This window comes from Methylomonas sp., assembly GCF_023228165.1.
Classification (GTDB): Bacteria; Pseudomonadota; Gammaproteobacteria; order Methylococcales; family Methylomonadaceae; genus Methylomonas.
Genome location: NZ_JALOBS010000015.1, coordinates 15846 through 41225, shown reverse-complemented (window position 1 = coordinate 41225; position 25380 = coordinate 15846). Strand labels below are relative to the sequence as shown.

Sequence of the window (25380 nt, the reverse complement as noted above, 5' to 3'; positions counted from 1 at the left end):
GGCATACCCCCAACAATGTTGGTTACGTGACTTTGCATGATACGCAATTCCGTACGCTGGGTTGAACGCAATAAAACCCAGCTATCAAGCCACTGGCGCCGGGTTTCGCTTTATTCTTCCCAGCCTATCTTCACATCTGCGACTGCAAATAATTTTTAACGCCGATCTGCTCTATCAGGCCCAACTGGGTTTCCAGCCAGTCTATGTGCTCTTCCTCGCTTTCCAAAATATCCTCGAATAATTCACGGGAAATGTAATCGCTAACTGTTTCGCAATACGCAATGGCTTCGCGTAACACCGGCACAGCCAGCTTCTCCAGTTTCAAATCGCATTCCAACATTTCCTTAGGATTTTCGCCAATCAATAATTTGCCTAGATTCTGCAAATTGGGCAACCCCTCCAAAAACAATATTCGCTCGATTAATTTATCGGCATGTTTCATTTCATCGATAGATTCGTGATATTCCTTTTCATTGAGTTTTTGGTAGCCCCAGTTTTTATACATCCTGGCATGCAAAAAATATTGATTAATGGCAGTCAACTCGTTTTCTAATACTTTATTCAGATATTCGATAACTTTCTTGTCGCCTTGCATAAAGTTCTCCTAAGTTTGAATGGGGTAAAAATATGTCGTTTGGTATCGGCATAGCGTCAAATTAGCACACTCTTTTCGTGGTAACCAGCTCGACATAAACCTTTTAGCCAAATAATCATCCACTTTTTCCGCGTGGCCTGTTAGGCCGCAACCAAAAGATATATCCTCAGATTAAACGCACCATTTTGAGGAGAAGCTGCACCAAATTAAAGCCCAAAAAAACCACATAAATTTAACAAAAATCAATTAAATAACCCGCCAAGGAGGTTTGGCATGCCTTCTGCTAGCGCGGTAAAGGTTTAGGGAATATTAAACTGACTAACATTATTGCTAGAATCTCTCCACTCAAGCTGAGTTTGTGAAAGCCTAACAGGCTAATTCAACAACAGGATTAGTGAGGAATATAAAACAACGCGGCTGACACTAAACCGGCCGAATTTCACCTTGGCTCTTTTCACTAACAAATAACGGCATCTTATGAACGCTCTTTTAAAAGCACATACTCCAAAATTGCTTACCGCAATGCCTGACGTTAAAAGCTTTGAAAATCGCTTAGCCCAGTTAAATGCCTGGTGGGGCAAGATTACTTTAATCGGCAAAATCAATAGCCATAACGTAGCGGCCACCATCTTGGACGATATGAACCGCACCCAAAGCAAGTTCGGCGAGTTGCAACAAAAACTCACTCATAACTTGTTATATGAGAATGTGCAAAAGTTGGTTTTGGATAATTCTTCCAAAGCGCAAGTAGCCATCGATTTATTAATTCGAAATTTATTCGAACGCACCGCGGATGTGGGCTTTTTGGCAACGGATAACGATATCCGCGTGTTCCTTGCGGAGCAGCAACCCAGCCAACAGCAAATCGATTTCATCGAAACTCGTTTACAGGAATATGTCAAAAAATACAGCGTCTATGACGAAATTATGGTGTTTGATACCAAGGGCCAACTCAAGGCTCACCTGGACAAGAGCAGCCCGGTAAAATTTTCCGACGACCCATTATTAGCCCAGACCTTGGCTAGCAGTGACGATTATGTAGAAACATTTCGTTATACAGACTTACAACCCGGCCGACGCCACTCGCTGATTTATTCTTGCAAGATCACCGAAACCGACCAGAAAACCTCGAAGTCTTTAGGCGTCCTGTGTTTATGCTTCCGTTTCGATGATGAAATACATGGCATCTTTGCCAATTTATTGAACCAGGAAGAAAAGGGTATCCTCACTATTCTGTCGGTTGACGGACAGGTTATCGCCAGTAGCGATGAACAACGAGTACCGTTAAGAGCCAAATTTAGCGCGAATACGCCGTTACGACTCAACATCTATCAAGGCAAAGATTACATTACCAATACCCGTGAAACCAGCGGATATCAGGGTTTTTTCGGCCTGGGTTGGTACGGGCAAATGATGACGCCGCTGAACGAAGCATTCAGCGGCAAACACGCCGCCAGCCAACGCAGTGATTTTACCGATATTATGGAGCAAGCCAGCAGCTTCCCCCAAGAACTGCGCAACATACGCAAGGCATCCGCCGATATCAATGCCGACCTGGGCTTGTTGGTATTAAACGGACAAATTGCTTCGGCCCGCAAAAACGCTGCTGAATTTATGCCGGTATTGGAAGCCATCAAACAAATCGGTTCGGACATCGCCAGCATCTTTACAGCGTCGGTTAACCGCTTGCAAGAAGTCACAGTCATGTCTTCTCATTTGAACAACGCCGGCTTTTTAGCTGCGCTTGCGGCAGATATCATGGACCGCAATCTTTACGAACGAGCCAATGATTGCCGCTGGTGGGCTTTGACTTCGGCCTTTAGACATAACTTAGCGCAACCGGAGTTGTCCCCCGCCGACAAACGCCAAATTAGCGAGATTTTGCAATACATCAATGCGTTGTATACGGTATATACCAACCTATATGTCTACAATGTGCACGGGGAAATTCTGGCCGTATCCGACAGCAAACAAACGCAATGGGTCGGCACCACCGTTGACGCTTCAACCGGGGCGCTGGCCGCACTGCAAAATTCTAACAGTCAAAAATATAGCGTATCGCCATTCGTCGACACGCATTTGTATCAAAATCGCCATACCTATATCTATAACGCCGCCATTACCGATCTGACCGATCCGAAAAAAGTGTTAGGGGGCATAGGCATTGTGTTTGACAGCGAACCGCAATTTTCCGCCATGCTGGAAGAAACGTTGCCGCGCGACGAAAACGGCCAATTGTTAAAACACTGTTTTGCCGTGTATACCGACCGAAACAAAAACCTTATCGCGGTTGCCAACCGGGCGGACCTCAAGGTGGGCGACAAGCTAACCCTGGAAGATCGTTTTTTCGGCTTGCCCAATGGTCAACACAGCTCCGACATCATCCAGTATGACAACCAGAGTTACGTACTAGGCATGGCGGCGTCTAAAGGTTACCGCGAATATAAAACCGCGGATGGCTATCAAAATGATGTATTGGCGTTGGTGTTTATTCCGTTTTAATTAACCGAAAGTCGAGCCGTTCCAGCCCCAAAATTCGGCGGGACAATTACTAAACTCGACATAAACCCTATCCATGGGCACGGATAAGCGCTGCTGTAACAAATGCGCAATCCCGGCCGACAAGCTATTGGCTTGCGCTTTGGATAGACCTATGCTTTTGCATTCCGCATACGCTAATGGATCGGTATTGCCGCCGAACATCATGACGTTATCCCCCGCCAGTTCCACCATCACATATCGTTCCGGTTTGCCGGTTTCCTTGGACAATAGGCGGGAAAAGTCCGCCAGTAATTGCGATGACTGTTCGGGATTGATTTTGACATTGGTGCTCAATTTCAGATAAGGCATCGTTATTCCTCACAAATTAGAAAATAATTGGTACTCTTAAGCAGATAAAAAATAATAACCCACAGCGGAGATAGACCATGAAAAATCATTATGTAACCCTTGTCGCGGTAATTTTGAGCCTGCAGGTCGGTTCAGTTTACGCCTATGGCAGCAGTTCCAGCTCCAGCAGCTGCGATAAACCCAGCTATTCCGATTTTAAGCCGTCCGCCAACAAATATTTACAAACCTTTCGCGAATTTTCTTTTGTCGCTTCCTCCAACACCACGGCGAGTTCAATTGAGGTCAACATCAGTGCCGGCGAGCTTAAAGAGCATTTTTCGGCCAAGGAACTGCAAATCACCCCACAAAAAAGCGGCCGTCTGGAAGTGAAAGGCAAACTCGACAAACCTTTTCAACACGGCTTCGCCCGTATCAGCGTCACGGCCCACAGCAAGCCGGGTTGTGAAAAAACCGATGGATATTTGATCAGAGTACAATAAGCTAGCGCCTAAAATTCGGTGTATTTAATTAGTTTGAAAATATCATCGTTAGTTATTAACCCGGCTCCCATCAGCTGAGCCGCCGTTTAATTCCGTCTGGTGCGACCCGGAATATCCATAACCCCAGACAGGATTAAGCCTTATCTCATCCGCGGCGTTCTCAACGGTGTCATTTTTGATAGCGAATTTAAACCTTGGCTTTAGAACTCTGTTTTTTTACGGCTGTTTCCTTGTGTCATCGGCCTCGGCGCTTGCCGATGCCGACATTTCAAATTTTATCGTTCTCAATTACCACGATGTCATATCCGCTGCTAGCGCTGGCGGTCCGGACGCGCGTTTTGCGGTAAATAAAAAAAACCTGGATGCTCAATTTGCTTGGTTACGAAGTAACCACTATACGGTCATCGACGTACAAACCCTGCTAAATGCCAGCAACGGTAAGCAATCATTACCCGACAAAGCAATATTGCTAAGCTTCGATGACGGCTATCAAAGTTTTTATACCGAGGTGATGCCGTTATTGGAAAAATACCACTACCCGGCCACGATTGCCGTTGTCGGTAGTTGGCTTGAAAACCAAAATGCGCCCAAGCAACATGCCTTAATGTCGGTGGATCAAATTCGTGAAATCATGAAATCCGGTCTGGTTGAACTGGCCTCGCATGGCTACGATTTGCATCGCGGCCTGATCGTCAATCCACGCGGCGACCATCAGAGCGCGGCCACGGCCCGGGCATTCATAGCCAACGGCTATGAATCGGAACAGCACTATCGCCAACGCATTTTTCAGGCACTGGACAAAAGCGCCGAACAGCTATTTCAAATCATTGGCGTTCGCCCCAGGGTGATGGTTTGGCCATATGGCGATTACAACGCCGTAACGCTGGAAGCCGCTAAACGCGCCGGCATGCCGTTAACCATGGGCTTGGGGGATGGCAATAATACTTTGGCCGACCTGGGTGCCGTAAAGCGCCTGATCGTCACCGACGATCCGGATATTCGACAATTCGCCCGTCTGGTACAGGAACAGCGTCTCGGTCAGACACTGCGCGTTGCTCAAGTGGATTTGGATTATGTCTACGATGACGACCGGGAACAGACTAACCGCAACATCCGCTCACTAGTCGACAGAATCAAAAATACCGGTGTCAACACGGTGTTTCTGCAAGCCTACGCCGATCCGGACGGCGATGGCCGGGCCGACCGGCTGTATTTTCCAAATCGCCACCTTCCCGTCAGGCGCGACCTGTTTAATCATGTAGCATTGCAATTACGCTCGCAAGCCAAAGTCAAAGTTTATGCCTGGCTGCCCATCATGGCCTACCAATCCGCATTACCGGATGCTTGGTATGTTCATGAGTGGCGTGATGATGAAGCCCGAATTGCAACAAAAAGCCGCTTATCGCCTTTTAATCCGGAAGCCCGCCAATATATTGGCGATATCTATGAAGACTTGGCGATACATTGCGACTTTGACGGGGTATTGTTCCACGACGATGGGGTTTTATCCGACTTTGAAGATGTGTCCGAGCAGGCGCTGGAGATCGGTCATAGCGTTTGGGGACTACCCGCGGATTTCGAAACCCTGCATGCCGACGCTACTTTTCGCATGATATGGGCCCAACACAAAACCGAATTGATCGCCCAATTGACCGACGTGCTTACCGATAGAGTTAAATTTTACAAGCCCTCTATCAAGACAGCCCGCAACTTATTTGCGTTGCCTATTTTGAACGAAAGTAGCGAAGAATGGTACGCGCAATCCTTGGCTAATTTTCTGAACCATTATGATTATGTCGCCGTGGAAGCTATGCCATTTATGGAACAGGCGAAAAACCCCCAAGACTGGCTGCAAATATTGATAAACAAAATTGCCGCCTATCCGCAAGGGTTACAGAAAACTATTTTCGAACTACAAACAGTTGACTGGGAAAAACGGCAACCCGTGACAAGTGCGGTTTTTATTGAACAGGTTCGCTTGCTTGAAAAAAATGGCGCTCAACATATCGGCTACTATCCAGACAATTTCCACATTGACCACCCCAATAGCCAAGCGTTAAAAAAACTCTTTATTCAAAATTAACACCACTACCCCACTAGAGCTATATGACAACACTGACAGCGCAACCGCCATTTCTGTCAGTAGCCAAAAAAACAGCACGCTCCAATGCCCGAACGTTTAGAATCGTCGACTTCACCGACTTCACGAAAATAAATAAGCTGTTGTTTTTATAACCCCCTAGCGCCCTAGGTCTGGTCATTAAACACCCCCGCATATCCTCGTGCGCAAACACTATCTTAAGGCACGAAAACTGCTGGTTACATCTCAGATTGCCAACTCAATGTCTATTCAAGGAACAACAACCATGCTTATAAAGCTCCTAACTGCCTTATTATTTGCCTCGGCCAGTGTATCGTCGTTCGCATCACCGGTATTTAACGCTTCAAACGGCCATTACTATGAATTGCATACTTTCACGGACGATTGGCGGCTTGATTGGTCGGAAGCAGGAATTTTCGCCGGAAATTTGACATATCAAGGCGGCAGTGGTTATCTGGCGACGGTAACCAGTCAGGAAGAAGACGATTTTCTTTGGCATGTCCTCGGCGCTCAGGGCAGTTTTTTAGGCGCCTATGATGTCAGCAACTTTGACAGCAATCTTGGCCAGTGGCAACATCAAGCTTGGCAATGGGTAACCGGAGAAACCTTCAGCTACACAAACTGGTTGCCCGGCGAACCGAATAACTGGCAGGACGGTTCTGTCCTAACACCCGATAACGAAGACTATCTGATGTACTGGTGGCAAGCAGACGCCAACGGAGGCACCTGGAACGACACCAACCTGGATTCTTCCTACCTTTCAGATACAGGCATTACCTACAGTACCCGTGGTTTTGTAGTCGAGTTCACCCCGGTTAGCTCCAACCCTGTGCCGCTTCCGCATTCATTTTGGCTATTCGCCTCCGGCTTGATATTACTGTTTAAACGCCGCAGGAACAGAATTTAACCCATTAAGCTGCCCAATCATACCTGCTCTGAGTTTTAACGACTGCAGCCACTTTCAGGCAAAAAGGTGGCTATACAGGGCTAAGGGTATTCATTTCCGTAAATCAGGTTACCCGTTCGCGCTACTTGCATGGTTTCGGACTTTTAATAACAGATATCCATTTTTCAGGAAAGTAGTTACTCACGGAAAACTCGCTTCGATATACTCTCGAACCTAACCTCAACAACTCAGAAAATTACAATGCAATTTTCAGTTTTTATCATTTGCGGCGCTATACTCGCCAGCGCAATCAATCCCACTTAACGTCCATACCTCAAATCCTTACCGCCACAAAATCAATGATCCGCAAAACTCTCGCGGCTTTGCTATGGCTACCAAGCTATAACTTAGTTGCCCAAACAAGCGATGAAGCCACCTATCAACAGGCCATCGAGCAGGCTCGCGCCGGTCAAACGGAAATTGCTTTACAACAATTACGCACATTGGCTTCCGAGCATCCGGATCGCAAAAGATATATTTATGATTATATGCAAGTCTTGCTATGGGCCGAGCGCAACGACGAGGTGCTAAGAGAAGCCGAAAACCTGGATTTACAAATCGCCCCCGCCTATGCATTGGAAACCGTGGCTAAAGCGGCCCGCAACCAGGGCCAATGGGATAAAGCCCTCGCTCTTTACAGCCAAGCAGCCCAGTCGACACCTGATCGACTGACACCCAAACTGGGTATAGGCCTGGTTTTATTGGATCAACATAAAGCTGAAGAGGCAAGCCGGTATTTCGACATCTTGGCGAAAACCACTCGAGATAAAGAGGTGTTGTCTGCTCAGGCAGCAGCGCATGACATGGCAGGCCAAGCCCTTTTAGCCAGCCAGCTATATCAACAAATATTGAATAACGACGCGGAAAACCCGGAAGCCGCACGCAGTTTAATTCGCAACCTGACGGCAGCCGGCCGGCCGGCCCAAGCCTTGCAAATTGCCAAACAACACCGCCAGTTAGTTTCAGACGAGCAATGGGCCGATATGAATTGGAAGCATGCCGCCGGATTAATTCGGCAAGGTGAAATGGCATTGCAAAAAGACCCGGCCAACTTCCAATATATCGACCGGGCCATCACAGCGATTAGAGCTAATTTGCAATCGCTGTCCGGCCTCGAAATCCGCGACAAATCTATCTGGCGAACACGGGCTATCGCCGACCTGTTGCTGGCTTTACGCGATAGCCGGCGGTATGCGGAGGTCGACAAGGAATTTCAAGCCGCCCAAACACAATCTCTCGATCTGCCCGCTTATTCGCTATTGGCAGTCGCCGACAGTTACCTGAAAAATCAACAGCCCGATGCGGCGCGGCACGTATTTACCCAAATTATTGCCGACGATCCCAACAATCTGACCGCACTTACCGGCCTGATCCGCATTGATCTGGCCGCCGGGCGAACGGAAGATATCGTTCCCGCGCTGACCAAAATTCAAGCCTTGACGGAACAAAACCCCCACCAGCCCCGCTACCGTTACGATTTTCTGGAAGTATTGTCCTGGCTGGGGCGCGACGAAGAGGTATTGCAACAGGCGCAAACCATAGTTTGGGAGTCGGCCCCCGTCTATGTTTTGGAAACGGTAGCCCGTTCGGCGCGCAACCGGCAAAACTACTCACTAGCCGAGAAGCTGTATAGCCTGGCTGCCGACCAAAATCCCGCTCGACTAGCGCCTAAACTAGCCCTGGCCGGATTAATGCTGGACCAGCAACAAAATTCGGCGGCAATTGCATACCTGCAACAACTGCGGGACAGCAACCCAAACTCGATTGAAGTGATTTTGGCGCAAGCCGATGCCCTAAACTACAGCAATCAACCGGTTAAAGCCGCGGAACTATTCCGGCAAGCACTCGCTATTCAGCCCTCGCAAGCCGATGCGTTACGTGGTTTGGTATTTGCGCTCGCCAACACAGAGGATAGCAATCAGGCCCTCCAGCTTGCAGACAGCAACCGCTCTTTATTTAGCGACGAGGAATGGGCCGGTCTGAAATGGAAACAGGCGGCTAGTTTAATCCGCCAAGGCGAACGGGCCTTGTATCAAGATGCCCGCGACTACCGAGCCATCGATCAAGCCATTATCGAATTACATAACAACATCGCACTGACCGAACAGCTTAATTTACCAAACTCGGCGCTATGGCGACAACGGGCTCAATTCGATTTATTGGTTGCTTTGCGCGATCGGCGCCGGATGAGCGACACCATTACGCTTTACGAGCAATTAGAGCAACAACAGTTAGAGCTACCCGTTTACGCACGCATGGCGGCGGCGGATGCCTATCTGAACAATCGCCAGCCGAAACAGGCCCGCGATCTTTATCTAGGTGTGATTCGGGAAGTACCGGATTATTTCAATGCCAAAGCCTCGCTGGCCTATGCCTATCTGGAAGCCGAACAACCGGGTTCGGCACTAAAAACCGCGCAACAACTGGCACGGGAGCAGCCAACCACTATCAGCAGCCGGCTGGCCGACGGCAGCGAAATCAGCATCCCCAATCCGAAAAAGGCAACAGCGGAGATGACGGCTGCGATCTTCCACGCCTATGTCGACGATCTGCAAGGTGCTCAGTCCCGTCTCGAAAAATTACAGCTTGAGTATCCCGACAATATCGACATCCACAGCAAACTGGCGGAAGTTTATTACTTCCGAGGCTGGCCGCGCAGAGCGCAACGGCAAATCGCTGTTGCCCGTCAGCAAGCACCCGAACATTTTGGCTTACAACTTAATCAAGCCAAAGTGGCCCATGAGTTGCGCCATTACCATCAGGAAGCCTCGCTAACTTATCATCTTTACACGGATTACCCCGACGATTCCGGCGCTAAAAAACAGATGCAAGCTTGGCAGAGGCACAATAGACCGGAATTAAAAATATTCGCCAGCGGCGGCGTCAGTACCAATCAAACCAACAATACCGATCCTAACCCATTGCTCGGCAACAACAATACCGCTATTGATGCTTATATGTATTCAAACCAGTTGACTAAAAACTTTCGCATCTTCGCGCATGAAGGCTGGCGAACCGGATTGTTTAAAGCTTCCGAGGGCGGACGCGGCTATTTACAAGTTCATGGCAGCGGTGTTGAGTTTGCGAAAGGCGGTGCCTTAGCCACGGCGGAAATTCATTACGACAACTTCCGTTCCGATGCCGTAGGGGTCGATCTGGGCCTGGATTATCAACTTACCGACCAATGGCAGCTGTTTACCCGCCTCAGCAGCCTGGACAACAATATCTCCCTGCGCGCCCTCAGTGCCAGGGAAGAAACCGTCAAAGCCAAGTCTGCTAAATTGGGAGCGATCTTTCGCGTCAATGAATCGCGATTCTTTAGGGCATCGGCCGGCTACACCCGCTTCAGTAACGACAATGATCGATTCGTGCTGGACAACACCTATTTCGAGCGCTGGTATAGCGGCCCGATCTATAAGTTCGCCACGTATTTAAACATGGCCTATTCGACGAACTCCCGTCCTAACCAGGGCTTTTACTTTAATCCCAAGCAGGACGCGATTACCTCCATCACGTTGGATAACGACTGGCTGACCTATCGACATTACGAAACCAATTTCCATCAACGCATCGCCTTAACGATAGGTAATTACTGGCAGGAAAATTTCGGCTCCAATCCGGTCGGCAATATCGAATACGAACATCGCTGGCGGCTGGGGCCGGATATCCAATTAAGTTACGGCGCAGCCAGGAGTTACCGCTATTACGACAATGCCTTGACCGAAAGCTGGCAAGGGTATTTGACTGCCGACATCCGTTTTTAATCCTCGCCACTCACCAGACAGCCCATCATGCCTGAATTATTAAATCAGTTAACGGACGAACTGACGCTAATCCTTGCTTTCAGCAACCAAGCTGCCGCTATTGTCTGGCACGCCACGGTGGATTTTGCCCGGGGGTGGATGTCCGTGCTGCTGGAGTTTGCCTTTTATTACCCCTTATTCATGGCTTATCTATGGATGATAGGCGCCTGCATTTATTATTTTCACTGGGAAAGAAACAGCAGGTTCGATCATGAAAACCCACCTGATCTACCCAGTTATCCGCCGGTTTCCAATTTGGTGCCCTGCCATAACGAAGGCCGGGATGTCGAAGAAACCATGGAATTTTTATTGCAGCAGCACTATCCGGATTTCGAAATCATTGCCATTAATGACGGCAGCCAGGACGATACCTTAAAGATACTGCTGGCGCTAGCCCAAAAGCACCCGCAATTACGGGTCATCAACTTGGAACAGAACCAAGGCAAAGCCGTGGCGCTGAATACCGGCGCGCTGTTTTCCGCCAATGAATACCTGATTTGCATAGACGGCGATGCCTTGCTCGCCCCCACCGCCACAACCTGGATCATGCAGCATTTGTTATCCGGCCCGCGTGTCGCGGCCGTGACCGGCAATCCACGCATCCGCACCCGTTCCACTCTGCTCGGTAAAATTCAGGTCGGGGAGTTTTCAGCCATCGTCGGCCTGATCAAGCGAGCACAACGGGTGTATGGTCGGGTTTTCACGGTGTCCGGCGTGGTGGCCGGATTCCGTAAATCCGCGCTGCAACGGGTGGGTTATTGGAGTAACGACATGGTTACCGACGATATCGACATCAGTTGGAAGCTACAGCTCGACCATTGGGACATACGCTTCGAACCCAACGCCCTGTGCTGGATCCTGATGCCGGAAACCTTGCGCGGCTGATGGCGACAACGCCTGCGTTGGGCGCAGGGCGGCGCGGAAGTATTGCTCCGTTATAGCGCCCGCCTGGGCTTATGGCACTCGCGGCGCATGTGGGGCATTTATGTCGAATATCTCACCAGCGTATTCTGGTCTTACACCATGATCATGATTCTGCTGTTATGGACACTTGGCTGGTTTTTCGATCTTCCCAAGGAATTACTCATTCCGACCTTGATCCCCAGTTGGGGTGGCGTTTTATTGGGAGCCACCTGTTTGCTGCAGTTTGCCGTCAGTCTAATCATCGACTCCCGTTACGAGAAAGACATCACTAAAACCTATTACTGGATGATCTGGTACCCGCTGATTTACTGGTTAATCAACGTATTAACCACCGCGGTCGGCTTGATCAAGGCCATATTCAAGGAGCGCAACACGCGCGCCATCTGGACCAGTCCGGATAGAGGTATACGATGAACAAGCCGTTAGTAATTGACAGCCCCTCGCTGCAGAGTTTGCGGCAACGCTATTTATCCGCCACCTTTACTTTTGTATTTTGGGTAATATGGATATTGCTGTGGACACCATTAATAACGCTAATCGGCTGGTTATTCGGATTGGATCTGGTGTACATTGAGATGATAAAACTGGAAGGTTATAAAGGCGTAATCGCCGATTTCGGCCTATTCTTGATTTGCATAACCGTCATCGGCAGTATTTTAGGTATTTGGGCCGCTTATAATTTTTATCGTTTCAAAGACCTGGAACGGCGCGCGGCCATCGAACCGGTCAATAACCGGCAATTAGCGGCATTTTTCAAAATTGAGCTGCAAACGCTGACTAAACAGCAAAAAGCTCAGTGCCTGTCGGTCAGCTTCGACAACCAAGGCCATATCATCGTCAGCCGGCAAATCGATCCGGCAATTCAGCCAGCCGACGATTTGCAGCATTCAACGCCATAAACCTGCTTTATGCCGTCCGTGCCGGGTTTATCGAAGCATGTGCGTTTTTCACTCCCGCCGGCGTACGGTTTTATTCTCAACCTCCATGACCGCCCGATTCAGCAAACTTAACTGCTTCTCTTCGGCAAACTGCAAACCCAACGCATAAAAAATCGGCATCCACAATGTATTGATCATCATAGCCCCCAAAATGCTCTTAGCGGTGCGCTGCCAGTTTTTTAACGGGTTAAAGCCCTCGCCCAACGTGGCTTTGGGGTGCTCGACAAATATGTCGGTTATCGGCCGCAACAGCGATAAATCATGCCGTCCATCCACTGTAGCCAAGGCAACAGCCAGTTTGTCCCGAATGCCCAGAAAATTCAGGCGGGCCACGCAAACAGACACCACAAAAACCAACGCCATCAACGGCAACAAAACCCGGGGCGGTGCAATCGGCGCGAAAATAGGCGCCATCATCACCAAGCTGTAACCCAACATCAAAATGTCCTCGCCGCGCTCGACATCCTTATCGACACCGGCCACGATAGCCACCACAGGGTGAGCTGAAGAATCCAAGTAAGTTGTAGATTGAGACATGACGAACCTCCGCACCGGGACAAAAGCAACGGCCTATCTATGCCTTAAAAATGGAAAAAGTCAAGTTTGGCAGAAGAAAACATTTTTTGGGACTGTTATTATGAGTAATCCATTGCGCGCCCACAATTTCTTACCCCATTGATAATATTACTGTTTATACAAAACGCTTACCGTCTATAATGTGGCCCCAGCATTAATGTTGCCTACAAACACCCGGAAATAAATATATAGCCATACATATGACTGACAAAGAAATCACCGATATTTTTCTTGCGCTGTGGCTTGGGTTTTCCAGTATGCATCTTCTCTATTGGAAAATTAGTACATTTGAACTTCTAAGGATTGAAAAAGCATTAGGCTGGAAAGCGAATTTCCTTTCATTTACGGTGCAATCAATAGCAATTGTAATTGGTCTCTCTGGGGTTCTTTGTTTAGCCAGCTTGATTGGATCATACGCAAAAACTGAAAACAACTATATATCCCTTCTTTCGCTTATTGGAATGGGTACTTATGCCGCTCAAGCATATCTATTTAAATGCTTTAAAAGAATACAGGCAAGTAAGTACATTGTCGTTACGTGACATCCGAGAGCACAGGTACCGATGCTGCCTGCCCCAAAATCCCAGACCAGGGTATTAAAGCTTGCCTTTTACCCCTTCTTCCTGTCCGGCCGCATAGGTCAACAGCGCCACGTTTTCACGGGTAAAAAAGCCTTGGAAATCACCAAAGCGCTGTACGTATTCGATAATCAATGAGGAAAAATCCGAGGCCGAGGAAAAAATCTGTTTCAAGCCTTCCTCGCGCGAGCCGACCGTATCCAGTAAAAATCCTTTGCCCTGGGCGGCGATAGCTTCCACGATATAGTCGATATTCTCGCGGCCGTTGATTTGGCCGTCTTTTACTTCCACGGCGATATGGTGTAAACGCGGGCCATAGTTGCGGACAAAAGTTTCGGTCGGACTGGGCAGTTTATCCAGATGACCGACACAATAGGGGGAATTATTGGCGGTAAATACCTTGGCCGGACTGATGGACTCCGGTTGTTGTCGGACGTTTTTGGTGACATTGGTAGAGGAGTTTTGATCGTTGATATCGTAGCTGCCCCAATAGTAATAACTGGACAGGGCCAGATATTCCAGCAACGCCGGTTCCCGGTTCTGACTGTAAACCCGGGTTGCCAAGTGGTCGATGGGCATGATCAGATCGGCAATACCCAAACGCTCCTGCATCTCCTTGCCTCTGTCGTTGGCCGCCTGGGCCGCAGACAAAATCACGCATTCGCCATGGTGATAGACCCGGATACCATCCACCGGACGCTCCATGTAGCCCACCATGTTTTGCGTATACGGCGACGGCGTGGACAGGCTGACATTCAGCGGCAAATCCAGCTCCGCCAATTGGCCGACCGAGAAAAACCGGAACTCGCGCTGCTGCTGCTCGGCCACCACGGCGTGCCGGTCGCTGGCCAGCAGAATCTCGCCCAGATATCGGCTATGCGGTCGCTTGGCTCCAACCGGGTACAAGTCGTTCAGGCTGCGAAAAATGTCGCTTTGCTCGGGATGTTTCACCTCCCGCAACAAGATGTCCGGCGATTTCATATCGATGCGCAGCACATGGGTCATATGCTTATCGCTATCCAAGGTCACCAAGTATTGATAAGGCGTCATCAAGGCCAGCTCGGCAATGTATTCCACTGAGTTGCCCGGTTCGACGCTAATCATCAACGCTTCGATACCGCCTACCATCTCGGTCAGGCCGCTACGGTCGCGTTCTTCGAGCAAGCGCGGCAGATATTCCTCGAAAAAATCCGAATTTTGTTTGTCGCCGAAGCGCGGTAAGTTAGTTGAGCAGAGCATTATTTAATCCTCTTTAACAATGCAAAAAATGGGTCGCTACTCAGTGCGGCTTTGGTTTTGCGGCAGCGGCTGCGGCAGCCGCAACCCAAAGCCGCGTCATTATTTCAACAGCACGCTGTCATCTCGGCTGCCAGCGTAAATCCAAGGTCATGGGGAAACGCGGATTCACCGCTTCTTCTTTAACCTGCATAGTTCCGGCGCTGTGGCCGTGTTCCCAGAAACGGGAGCGGCGGCGGGCTTCCGCTTCGTTGGCGTTGACCGGGAATGTGTCGTAATTTCGACCGCCTGGATGGCTGACATGATAGGTACAGCCGCCAATAGAGCGACCATTCCAGCTATCCAGCAAATCGAATACCAGCGGTGCATGCACGCCAATACTTGGATGTAAGGCCGATGGCGGCGCCCAGGCTTTAAAACGCACCGCCGCCACAAACTCGCCCGGCACGCCGGTCGGATGCAACGGAACCAAACGGCCGTTACAGGCTACTTGGTGGCGACTGCCTATCATGCCGCTGACTTTAATCTGCAAGCGTTCTACCGAGGAATCCACATAGCGCGCGGTACCGCCGCCACTAACTTCTTCGCCCAATACATGCCAAGGCTCGATGGCTTGGCGTAACTCCAACTGCACGCCTTCGTAAACCACGCTGCCGTAATGCGGGAAGCGGAACTCGATAAACGGCGCGAACCAAGCATCGTCGAATGCATAACCCGCGCTGCGCAAGTCCCGGCAAATATCGCGCATGTCCTGTTCGATGAAGTGCGGCAGCATAAATCTATCGTGCAAGGCGGTATCCCAATACACTAACTTACCGTGGTGCGGGTTTTTCCAGAACCTCGCCACCAAGGCCCGCAGCAACAGCGACTGCAATAAACTCATCCGGTAATGCGGCGGCATCTCAAAGGCCCGCAGCTCGACTAAGCCCAAACGACCGGTGGCGCTATCCGGTGAATACAGTTTATCAATACAAAATTCGGCTCTATGCGTATTGCCGGTCAAATCGATCAACAGATTGCGCAACAAACGGTCCACCAGCCACGGCTGGGCGCTTTCTTCGCCATCGTGCAGCTTGGTTTCCATTTGCTGGAAGGCAATTTCCAGCTCGTACAGATTGTCGTCTCGGGCCTCGTCGACGCGCGGCGCCTGACTGGTCGGGCCGATGAACTGCCCGGAAAACAAGTACGACAAGGCCGGATGCTGTTGCCAATAACCGATCAGACTTTTCAATAAATCGGGACGGCGCAGGAAAGGGCTTTCGGCGGCCGTGGCGCCGCCCAAGGTAATATGGTTGCCGCCGCCGGTGCCGGTGTGCCGACCGTCCAGCATGAATTTTTCCGTCGCCAACCGGGTCAGTCGAGCTTCTTCATAGAGTGCCAGAGTACGGCTTTCCAGAGTATCCCAGCTATCGGACGGATGAATGTTGACTTCGATAACACCGGGGTCGGGCGTAACCGATAAAGACAACAAGCGGGGATCGCGCGGCGGCGGATACCCCTCCAGACGCAACGGTTGCTTTAACTTACCGGCGCAATCTTCGATGGCGGCCACCAGCTCCAGCCAAGCTTCCAGCGTGGTGACCGGCGGCATGAAGGCATACAGCAGGCCATCCCGCACCTCTAACCCTAATGCCGTGTGTATCACTTCCTTAGGAGCCGGCGCTAGTCTGACCGGCTCGGGCTGTTTGGACTGTTTACTACGCGGGTAATCGGCTAATTGTTCTCGCGCGGCAAACGGATCGGCCGGCAGTTCCACTTCAAAATCAGCCGGCGCTACCCACGGCAGACTGTTCAACGGCAAACGCAAACCCATCGGCGAATCGCCAGGCAACAAATACAGGCGCTCGTGCTTCAACGGCCACAAACTGGACTGCCAGATAATCTCCTTATCTTCATTGGCCTTTAATGGCAATACATAGCCTTTCACCGCGGACAATCCGGCCCGTAACTGTTTGACCAACGCGCTGCGCACTTCCACCTGCTTCAAATCGGCGGCATGCGGGTCGATATTGGCCGGCATGCGGCTTTCTTCGTCCAGCGCCAACCAGGGGTCTTCATAAGCCGGGATCAGATATTCGGGATTGATACTCAAGCGTAAGGCCAGTTCTTCGGCGAATCGTTGCAAGGCAACGGCATCGATATCGCCCGCCTGCTCGGCAATCAGGCTTTGCTGCTGCCAAACCGGCACACCATCCGCACGCCAAAATATATTCAAGGCCCAACGCGGCAAGGGCTCGCCGGGATACCATTTACCTTGACCGAAATGCAGCACACCGCCAGGCGCAAAGCGCATCTGTATTCGGCGCAATAAATTGTTGGCCAGTAGCCATTTTTCCGGGCCCAGCGCGGCAATATTCCACTCATCGCCATCCATGTTGTCTACCGACACGAAAGTCGGCTCGCCGCCTTGGGTCAGCCGCACATCGCCCGCTTTCAATTCCTGATCGATGCTTTGCCCTAAATCCCGAATCAATGCCCACTGTTCCTCGGTATAAGGCTTGGTAACCCGTGGATCTTCGTGAATACGGGTCACCAGCATTTCCACGTTCAACTCGGCTTCGCAAATACTGGTCAAACCGCTGACCGGCGCGGCGGAGGCGGGAGAAGCGCTGACCGCCAGCGGAATGTGCCCTTCCCCCGCCAACAGGCCGGAGGTGGCGTCCAAACCCACCCAGCCCGCGCCGGGAATATAAGCTTCACACCAGGCATGTAAATCGGTGAAATCGGCCGTAGGACCCGCCGGACCGTCCAACGGTTTTTCATCCGCCACCAGTTGAATCAGATAACCCGATACGAAACGCGCCGCTATACCCAAGTGCCGCAACATTTGCACCAGCAACCAGGCACTATCGCGGCAAGAGCCGGATTTTTTCTGTAAGGTCTCTTCACAACTTTGCACGCCGACTTCCATCCGAATCAGATAGGAAATTTCGTTATGCAGTCTTTGATTTAGGCTGACCAAAAAGTTGGTCGTGGTAATCGCCGCGGGAATGTCACGTTTGACCGCATCCATCCAGGCTTTCAGAAAAGGTCCTTGCGGTTCGGTTTCCAGAAACGGCGCCAGCTCGATTTGTAAAGTCGTAGGGTATTTGAACGGAAATTGTTCAGCCCATTCTTCGACGAAAAAATCGAACGGGTTGATAACCGTCATATCCGCCAGCAAATCGACTGTGATGTCTATTTCCTTGGTAGGCTCCGGAAAGGTAATCCGGGCTACGAAATTGCCGTATGCATCCTGCTGCCAATGTATGAAGTGTTTTTCCGGTTTAACTTTCAATGAATATCCGGAAACCGGCGTGCGGCTGTGTGCCGCCGGCCGCAAGCGTATTTCATGCGGAGAAGCGACCACAGGCCGATCGAAAACATAATGCGATTTATGATGCAGTGCAACGCGAATAGTCATGATTTTGCCGTGTTTAATTTGGTTTGGGTCGCCATGGCGACACCCATTTTAAAGTCGTCTGCCGCAAATGCGGCGTCAGTTTTTATTCATTAATAGTCCGGCGGAAACTGACTGTTCAAATCAACATCCGCCAACCACTCCGGATTAGGCAGTGATGCAAATACGCCTTTTAAGCCATCGCTCCAGCGGCGGCTAATCTGGGAAAAATAAGGGTCATCCTGCGTTATGTGCTGTTCAAAATCCAGGCGCAGGCCGGCCTGGTTGTAGCATGCAATATCAATAGGCAAACCCACCGATAAATTACTGCGCATGGTGGAATCGAATGACACCAGCACACATTTCACTGCCTCACTCAGCGGGGTTTCAGGGGTTATGACGCGATCGATGATGGGCTTGCCGTATTTGGTTTCGCCTATCTGAAAATAAGGGGTCTCTTCTCCGGCCTCAATAAAGTTACCCTCGGCATACACCATGAACAGCCGCATCTGCTCAGTTTGAATTTGACCGCCAATAATGAAATTAGCGCTGGCGTCCACATTATTTTGCGCCAGAAACACACCGTCATGCTTGCGTACTTCCCGCAAACACTCGCCCAATAATTGCGCAACCTCGAACATGGAATCTACGGACCAGATATTGCGTGCCTCTTCATGACGGCCCTTTTGCTCCAACAAATTGATGGCATTCTGAGTAATCGACAAGTTGCCCGAGCTTAAAATGACGATAACGCGGTCGCCTTCGTTAACAAAGCTACTCATTTTTTTGAAGCAGGCAATCTGATCGATACCGGCGTTAGTGCGTGAATCGGAGGCAAAAACCAAGCCGGCATTCAGTTTTAACGCAACGCAGTAAGTCATGGCGGTTCAGGAAAATTCAAAACGGTTTATTGCATTTGCAAGGCGGTGCGGCGCATCGTTACGGTGGTAGGCTCGAAATGATTGCGCCGCGACATATAGGCATCGCGGATCTCACGCCCCAGCAAAGCGGTATGAGCCAGAAACTCGGTTAAATATTCGTGCAATCCCTGGGAAAAAACATCTTCGATCAAGCCAAAATGGATGGCGGCGTGTTGTTCGCCGGCCAGTCGGCGGGCTTCCCGACCGGAACTGCCGTTGATATCGATCAAGGCGGCCTCGACTTCATTCATGCAGGCATGCAGCGAACGCGGCATATCGTCGCGTAAAATCAATAACTCCGCTACCCGCAAGGGCGAAATCACATCGCGGTAGATTTTTCGGTACGCTTCAAAAGCACTCACGGAGCGCAGCACCGACCCCCATTGGTAATAATCCGCCGCCCCGCCGACATCGTTCACACTGGGCAGCAATATGTGGTATTTCACATCCAGGATGCGGGCAGTGTTGTCGGCACGCTCCAAAAAAGTACCTAATTTGATAAAACTCAACGCGATATCCTTGAGGATGGTACCCAGCGTAACCCCACGGAACATATGCGATCTGTCCTTGACCCACTCGAAAAAGTCGGGCAACTTTTCGACATCCATATTCCAAGTCATACGATTCAATTCCAGCCAAGTGGCGTTGATCACTTCCCACATTTCCGAGGTTATTGCCCCGCGCACCGCGCGAGCATTCTCCCTCGCCAGCTTCAGGCAGCTATAAATACTGCCCGGATTATCCGGGTCCAAGGCCATGTAGTGCGTCACGGAATCGGCGCGCGCCAGTCCATATTTCACTTCATAACTGGCCGCGCAACCGGTGATATTCAGCGGGGCATACCAGAGATAGGCTTCGGCACCTTCGATATCCAAAGGCAATAACGCAGAACGGTGGGCCACATCCAATACCCGAGCAGTGTTCTCGGCGCGTTCAATATGCCGCGCCATCCAGAATAAGTTGTCTGCTGTTCTTGCCAACATGATTTAATCCTCCAATACCCAGGTATCTTTAGTCCCGCCACCTTGCGAGGAGTTGACCACTAGCGATCCTTCTCGAAGCGCTACCCGTGTCAAGCCGCCCGGCACCAACCTTATCTCCTTCCCGGACAAGACGAAGGGCCTCAGGTCGACGTGTCGAGGCGCTACGCCGGACTCCACCATGGTCGGACAAGTCGATAGCGCCAATGTCGGCTGGGCGATAAAATTATCCGGTTCCGCCAAAATACGTTGTTTGTATGTATCAATTTCTTCTTTCGAACTGGTAGGTCCCACTAACATGCCATAGCCGCCGGAACCTTGAACCTCCTTGACGACCAATTCCGGCAAATGCGCCAGCACATATTTCAAATCGTCGCTTTCGCTCAAGCGCCAAGTCGGCACATTGGATAACAACGGCGCCTCGCCCAAATAAAACCGGATCATTTCCGGCACATACAGATAGGTCGATTTATCGTCCGCCACGCCGGTACCCACCCCATTGGCCAGCGACACATTACCGCTGCAATACGCATCCATCAAACCAGGCACACCCAAAGCGGAGTCGGGACGAAAAGCCATCGGATCAAGGAAGTCGTCGTCCACCCGTCGGTAAATCACGTGTACCTGCTGCGGACCTTCGGTGGTGTACATATAGACTTTTTGCTTGTGGACGAACAAGTCCTGGCCTTCGACCAGTTCCACTCCCATCTGGCTGGCAAGAAAGGCGTGTTCGAAATAAGCGCTGTTGTAGGCCCCCGGCGTCATCACCACAATAGTCGGGGCCGCCACATTGGTTGGCGCCGCCTCGCGTAAGGTATCGAACAGCATCTGCGGATAGTGTTCTACCGGTTCGACCAAATGGTTGGCGAATAACTCCGGAAACAACCGCATCATGGTATTGCGGTTTTCCAGCATATAGGACACGCCGGACGGCGTGCGCAGATTATCTTCCAGCACGTAAAAATCGTTTTCCGCTACCCGCACCAAATCGATACCGGCAATATGCGCGTAAACTTGATTCGGCAAGTCTATACCCTGCATGGCCTTGCAATACAGCTCGTTGTCCAGCACCTGCCGCGCGCTGATAATGCCGGCCTTGATGATCTCTTGATCATGATAAATATCATGCAAAAAGGCATTTAAGGCCCTGACCCGCTGCTTGATGCCCATTTGCAATCGCTGCCATTCCTTGGCGCCGAAAATGCGCGGCACAATATCAAACGGAATCAGTCGCTCGGCACCGGCAGTCTCGCCATAAACCGCAAAGGTGATACCCAGCCTGCGGAACAGCAACTCCGCCTCGGCGCTTTTGCGTTCCAGCGTGCCTTCGGCTAATTGCGACATCCAGTGGGTATAGATTTGATAAATATCACGCACCTGATCATCGTCGGTACGCATTTCGTCAAAACATTTTAGAGTAGTTTTTGTATTCATACCTTCCTTGAAGCAAGAGGTATGCCACGGGAAAATTGTGGCGGATAAAGCCAAAAGCTAGGCTCGTCCATATTAGTATTGCACCATTCAGGAATATTCGTTAGTGCATTCGCACCAACTCGGGGAGTTTAAGATAAAAACAAAGGCGCAAGGTCTGGCAATTGCCCCGCTAACCTTAATACTCCAGTACAGGAAAGTCTTTGGCTTCTTGCTTATTTAAACGCGGCAAGGCAGCAAACCCGTCACTAAGTTTTTCTTGCCAGATCCGCCGCAATTGAATCAAATAATCGTCGCTTTCTTGAAAGCGGTAATACTCATCCAACATCAGGCTGTCTTTGTGATAAATCAACATATCGACCGGCGGGCCGACGCTGACGTTGCTGCGCATGGTGGAATCCATGGAAATCAAACTGCACAGCGCGGCCTCTTCCAATGGCGTATCGATTTTTAAGATCCGATCCAATACCGGTTTACCGTACTTATTTTCCCCAATCTGTAAATAGGGAGTTTGGACTGAGGTAGTGATGTAGTTGCCCTCCGGATAAACCAGATAAGCACCATGCGGTTCAGAGCCGATTTGCCCGGCCAATAGAAAAGTCGCGGCCGGGAAAAAACTGTTCTGGCCGGAATTGGCATGTTTATGCTGCTTCTCCAGACTGACATGACCCAGATATTCCGCAGCCTCGGACAAATATTGCATTGTATTGAGATTGGTTTCCGCGCGTTCTTTGATATCGCGCCGCAATTGATCTAATACCGATTGGGTGGTCGCCAAATTCCCCGCGCTTAACAACACAATTTTTCTGTCTTCACAGGTCGCAATCACATGCATTTTGCAATGCACGCTTACATTATCAATACCCGCGTTCGTTCTGGAATCCGAAGTTAGAACCAACCCTTCCTTGACCGATACCGCAATACAATATGTCATGGCCAATCACTTTTAAACAACATTATAGCCGGCCAGTTTACTAAAGTTACTCTGCAAAAACCAATTGCGATCTTTGCGGAATGCGCGAAGTACCCAACAATATTATGACCGCAATCGCAATTTTTCATGACCGGTGCAGACGTTTTTCCAGCTCAGATTGAACCATGCCATCATAATGGCGCCGCAACACCGAATCAGTCGGCCTTGGCGACATAGCCGCGGAAATTTCCGCTTGCAGCTGACTAAGATAATGCCGCTTCAAAACCGAGTCCTGAGGCAGCCGTATGTCGGCCCCTTTTGTTCCGGACTGCAACTCTACCGCCGGCAATTCGGTAACCCGCGCACCTCTTTTGATTGCTTGTTCGATGATACTGGCGCTACGCGCGTCAATTTTTTGTTCGCCGGCGGCGCTTGACGATGGCTTAGGCGCCACTTCGACTGCTGCTGGCGACTCGTCCAACTGCAGCGCATGCAGCGTATCGTAATGGCGCCGCAGCACGGAGTCCGTCGGATACGGATGGGCCAAGGCTTCTTTTTTAGCCGCCAGCTCCGCGTCAAAATGCCGATGCAATACAGAATCTTCCGGCTCGGGCATGACCGCCTCCCCCTTATCATGCAGAGACGCAACGGGTTCCCGGGATTTTTCACCCACCGGTTTTTCGGAGCGCGACGCAGGGGCCGCAACCGAAGGCTGACCGGAACCGGCCGGCCGCGGCGCAGGCACCTTGTCTTGGCGCAGCTCGGGCTCTTGGTGGTAGCGATTAGGTTGCGCCCGTTTGTCGGCGGCTGGCGTCGAGTCTGACCCACGCCGAGAGGCCCGCACAATCAACCAAACCAAAATAAGGGCAATCAGCACAAATAGTGCCGCAACCAGACTGGTGCCCATTGAACTAAAAAAATCCACAATCGTTTGCAAAGCGTCCATCTCCCCCTCCATTAATTAATTTTTATAAGTTGGATTCAACAGATTCGTCGTATCATTTTTATAATTAAAATGGGATACGATCAAGGATTTTGTTTTTACTATAAAAAACATGGCAAAGATACCTTTTAAGCGGATATTCATGCAGATAGTTGGTTTTTGCAAGGTTGGTTTTGCCGAATCTGCCGTTGCAATAGTACTATCGCTACCAACACCTCTGTTACCGGTCCCAATATCCCATCAATCAAGGAGTTAATACCATGACCATCGAAGCCTGCACCTACGTTATTTTTGGTGCAACCGGGAATCTGGCCCGATTAAAACTGATGCCCGGATTTTATCATCTGGATATGGAAAACAAGCTCCCGGAAGGCACCCGCATTGTAGCCGTGGGACGCAGACCCTGGGATAGAGCCCAATGGCTCAGCGAAGTGCGCGGCATGCTGGAAGAAAAATTCGGCGGCAAACTGGACGAAAGCGTATTTGCCCGCTTTAGCGAACGCTTGTTTTATCATCGCGGCAATCTGGACGATGATCAATGCTATCAGGGGTTGGCGGCAACCTTGAATGACCAAGCCGAGCAGTTTCCTAAAAACATCGCCTTTTATCTGGCCATCGGCCCGGACGATTTCGGCCATGTCATCGAATCCCTCAGCCATGTCGCTTTATTAAACGAAGAATACGGCTGGCGCCGGGTCGTCATCGAAAAACCCTTCGGCTACGACCTGGAAAGCGCTCAAGCCCTGCAAAAGCGCCTGGAACGCTACCTTACCGAAGAGCAAATTTATCGCATCGATCATTATCTCGGCAAAGGCATGGTGCAAAACGTGCTGGTATTCCGCTTTGCCAACATCATGCTGGAACCGATATGGAACCGTAACTACATCGACCACATTCAAATCACCCACTCGGAAGACATGGGCATCAGCACGCGCGGCGAATACTACGACAGTGCCGGCGCCATGCGCGACATGCTGCAAAGCCACCTATTACAGTTGCTGACCCTAGTGGCGATGGAACCACCGGTGGCGATGGATGCAGAAGCCTTGCGCGACGAGAAGGTTAAAGTCTTAAAGTCGATTCGTCATATTCCCAAATCCGCCGTACATGCGCACGCCTTCCGCGGCCAATACACCAAAGGCACCATCAAGGGGCAAAAGGTCAACAGCTACCTGGAAGAAGCCAATATCCCGACGGACAGCACTACCGAAACCTACGCCGCCATGAAACTGAATATCGACAATTGGCGCTGGCGGGGCGTGCCGTTTTATCTGCGTACCGGCAAGCGCATGGCGGCCGGACAGTCCAGCATTTCGATTTGTTTTCGTCATCCGCCCTTGCAATTTTTTCATGGCACACACGTCAGTTGCATGAACCCCAACTGGGTGATTTTAGGCATACAGCCGGAAGAATGCATCCGTATCGAAATGATCGTCAAGGATGCCGGCCTGGAAATGCGCACCCATACCGCCAGCCTGGATACCGAGTTTCGCCAGCCCAACCAACGCCATGTCGACGCTTACGAAGATTTGCTGCTGGATGTGATTCAGGGCGACCGTTCGCTGTTTTTACGCTTTGATGAAGTGGAGGCTGCCTGGCGTATAGTCGATCCTATCCTGCAAACCTGGGCTAGCGAGCGCGACTACATTCCCACCTACCCCGCCGGCTCCTGGGGACCTACGGAAAGCCGGCGCCTGTTTGAAAAAGAAGACCAGTACTGGCGCAGCTCCTTGATGCCGGAATGTGCCCCTTAAACCTTAAACCCGGCTAGAGAGGCAAAATTTTGCC

The 25380-nt window shown here is 50.5% G+C and carries 20 protein-coding genes; 10 read left to right on the top strand and 10 right to left on the bottom strand.

Annotation, left to right across the window (positions count from 1 at the left end; all coding sequences use genetic code 11):
• Window positions 1-130 precede the first annotated feature (130 nt).
• Window positions 131-595, bottom strand: a complete 465-nt coding sequence (bfr, locus tag M0R33_RS12755) for a bacterioferritin (protein ID WP_292569561.1) — start codon at window positions 593-595, stop codon at window positions 131-133.
• Window positions 596-1117: 522 nt separating this feature from the next.
• On the opposite strand from bfr, the gene M0R33_RS12750 reads away from it, so the two are divergent.
• The gene (locus M0R33_RS12750; RefSeq protein WP_292569558.1) at window positions 1118-3097 is read left to right on the top strand and encodes a cache domain-containing protein; all 1980 of its coding nucleotides are present in this window, start codon (window positions 1118-1120) and stop codon (window positions 3095-3097) included.
• Here the strand turns inward: M0R33_RS12750 and M0R33_RS12745 are convergent, their stop codons facing one another.
• Window positions 3098-3445, bottom strand: a complete 348-nt coding sequence (locus tag M0R33_RS12745) for a phenylpyruvate tautomerase MIF-related protein (protein ID WP_292569555.1) — start codon at window positions 3443-3445, stop codon at window positions 3098-3100.
• A 77-nt stretch (window positions 3446-3522) separates the two neighbouring features.
• Here M0R33_RS12745 and M0R33_RS12740 point away from each other — a divergent pair, with 77 nt between their 5' ends.
• The 7 genes from M0R33_RS12740 to pgaD all read left to right on the top strand — a co-directional run bounded on the left by M0R33_RS12740 (window position 3523) and on the right by pgaD (window position 12597).
• The gene (locus tag M0R33_RS12740; protein ID WP_292569552.1) at window positions 3523-3924 is read left to right on the top strand and encodes a hypothetical protein; all 402 of its coding nucleotides are present in this window, start codon (window positions 3523-3525) and stop codon (window positions 3922-3924) included.
• A gap of 232 nt (window positions 3925-4156) precedes the next feature.
• Window positions 4157-6007 carry a poly-beta-1,6-N-acetyl-D-glucosamine N-deacetylase PgaB gene (gene pgaB, locus M0R33_RS12735; RefSeq protein WP_292569549.1) on the top strand — a complete coding sequence of 617 codons (1851 nt, stop codon included), beginning with the start codon at window positions 4157-4159 and terminating at the stop codon, window positions 6005-6007.
• Window positions 6008-6290: 283 nt separating this feature from the next.
• Window positions 6291-6932 (top strand): hypothetical protein, encoded by a 642-nt coding sequence (locus M0R33_RS12730; RefSeq protein WP_292569546.1) that lies wholly within the window; start codon window positions 6291-6293, stop codon window positions 6930-6932.
• 338 nt (window positions 6933-7270) lie between these two features.
• The gene (pgaA, locus tag M0R33_RS12725; RefSeq protein WP_292569542.1) at window positions 7271-10735 is read left to right on the top strand and encodes a poly-beta-1,6 N-acetyl-D-glucosamine export porin PgaA; all 3465 of its coding nucleotides are present in this window, start codon (window positions 7271-7273) and stop codon (window positions 10733-10735) included.
• 27 nt (window positions 10736-10762) lie between these two features.
• Window positions 10763-11659 carry a glycosyltransferase gene (locus tag M0R33_RS12720; protein ID WP_292569539.1) on the top strand — a complete coding sequence of 299 codons (897 nt, stop codon included), beginning with the start codon at window positions 10763-10765 and terminating at the stop codon, window positions 11657-11659.
• A gap of 42 nt (window positions 11660-11701) precedes the next feature.
• Window positions 11702-12112: a hypothetical protein gene (locus M0R33_RS12715; RefSeq protein WP_292569536.1), complete on the top strand. Its 411-nt coding sequence runs from the start codon at window positions 11702-11704 to the stop codon at window positions 12110-12112.
• Window positions 12109-12597, top strand: a complete 489-nt coding sequence (pgaD, locus tag M0R33_RS12710) for a poly-beta-1,6-N-acetyl-D-glucosamine biosynthesis protein PgaD (RefSeq protein ID WP_292569533.1) — start codon at window positions 12109-12111, stop codon at window positions 12595-12597. The genes M0R33_RS12715 and pgaD overlap by 4 nt, the downstream gene beginning before the upstream one ends.
• Window positions 12598-12645: 48 nt before the next feature.
• Here the strand turns inward: pgaD and M0R33_RS12705 are convergent, their stop codons facing one another.
• Window positions 12646-13173, bottom strand: a complete 528-nt coding sequence (locus tag M0R33_RS12705) for a hypothetical protein (RefSeq protein ID WP_292569530.1) — start codon at window positions 13171-13173, stop codon at window positions 12646-12648.
• 239 nt (window positions 13174-13412) lie between these two features.
• Between M0R33_RS12705 and M0R33_RS12700 the strand changes: the two genes are divergently transcribed.
• The gene (locus tag M0R33_RS12700; protein WP_292569527.1) at window positions 13413-13754 is read left to right on the top strand and encodes a hypothetical protein; all 342 of its coding nucleotides are present in this window, start codon (window positions 13413-13415) and stop codon (window positions 13752-13754) included.
• Window positions 13755-13808: 54 nt separating this feature from the next.
• Here M0R33_RS12700 and M0R33_RS12695 read toward each other — a convergent pair whose 3' ends face one another.
• From M0R33_RS12695 to M0R33_RS12665, 7 genes are all read right to left on the bottom strand, one after another.
• Complete coding sequence (locus tag M0R33_RS12695) at window positions 13809-15029, bottom strand: hypothetical protein (RefSeq protein ID WP_292569524.1); 1221 nt, start codon at window positions 15027-15029, stop codon at window positions 13809-13811.
• A 118-nt stretch (window positions 15030-15147) separates the two neighbouring features.
• Complete coding sequence (locus M0R33_RS12690; protein WP_292569521.1) at window positions 15148-18429, bottom strand: transglutaminase family protein; 3282 nt, start codon at window positions 18427-18429, stop codon at window positions 15148-15150.
• A gap of 89 nt (window positions 18430-18518) precedes the next feature.
• Window positions 18519-19286, bottom strand: a complete 768-nt coding sequence (locus tag M0R33_RS12685; RefSeq protein WP_292569518.1) for a proteasome-type protease — start codon at window positions 19284-19286, stop codon at window positions 18519-18521.
• A gap of 26 nt (window positions 19287-19312) precedes the next feature.
• Window positions 19313-20308, bottom strand: a complete 996-nt coding sequence (locus tag M0R33_RS12680; protein ID WP_292569516.1) for an alpha-E domain-containing protein — start codon at window positions 20306-20308, stop codon at window positions 19313-19315.
• A 3-nt stretch (window positions 20309-20311) separates the two neighbouring features.
• On the bottom strand, window positions 20312-21703 hold the full coding sequence (locus M0R33_RS12675) for a circularly permuted type 2 ATP-grasp protein (RefSeq protein ID WP_366043814.1): 1392 nt from the start codon (window positions 21701-21703) through the stop codon (window positions 20312-20314).
• A 211-nt stretch (window positions 21704-21914) separates the two neighbouring features.
• Complete coding sequence (locus M0R33_RS12670; RefSeq protein WP_292569510.1) at window positions 21915-22670, bottom strand: peptidase; 756 nt, start codon at window positions 22668-22670, stop codon at window positions 21915-21917.
• A gap of 124 nt (window positions 22671-22794) precedes the next feature.
• A complete protein-coding gene (locus M0R33_RS12665; RefSeq protein WP_292569507.1) occupies window positions 22795-23595 on the bottom strand; it encodes a hypothetical protein in 801 nt (266 codons plus the stop codon).
• A 257-nt stretch (window positions 23596-23852) separates the two neighbouring features.
• On the opposite strand from M0R33_RS12665, the gene zwf reads away from it, so the two are divergent.
• Window positions 23853-25346 (top strand): glucose-6-phosphate dehydrogenase, encoded by a 1494-nt coding sequence (gene zwf / locus M0R33_RS12660; protein ID WP_292569504.1) that lies wholly within the window; start codon window positions 23853-23855, stop codon window positions 25344-25346.
• Window positions 25347-25380: the final 34 nt, after the last annotated feature.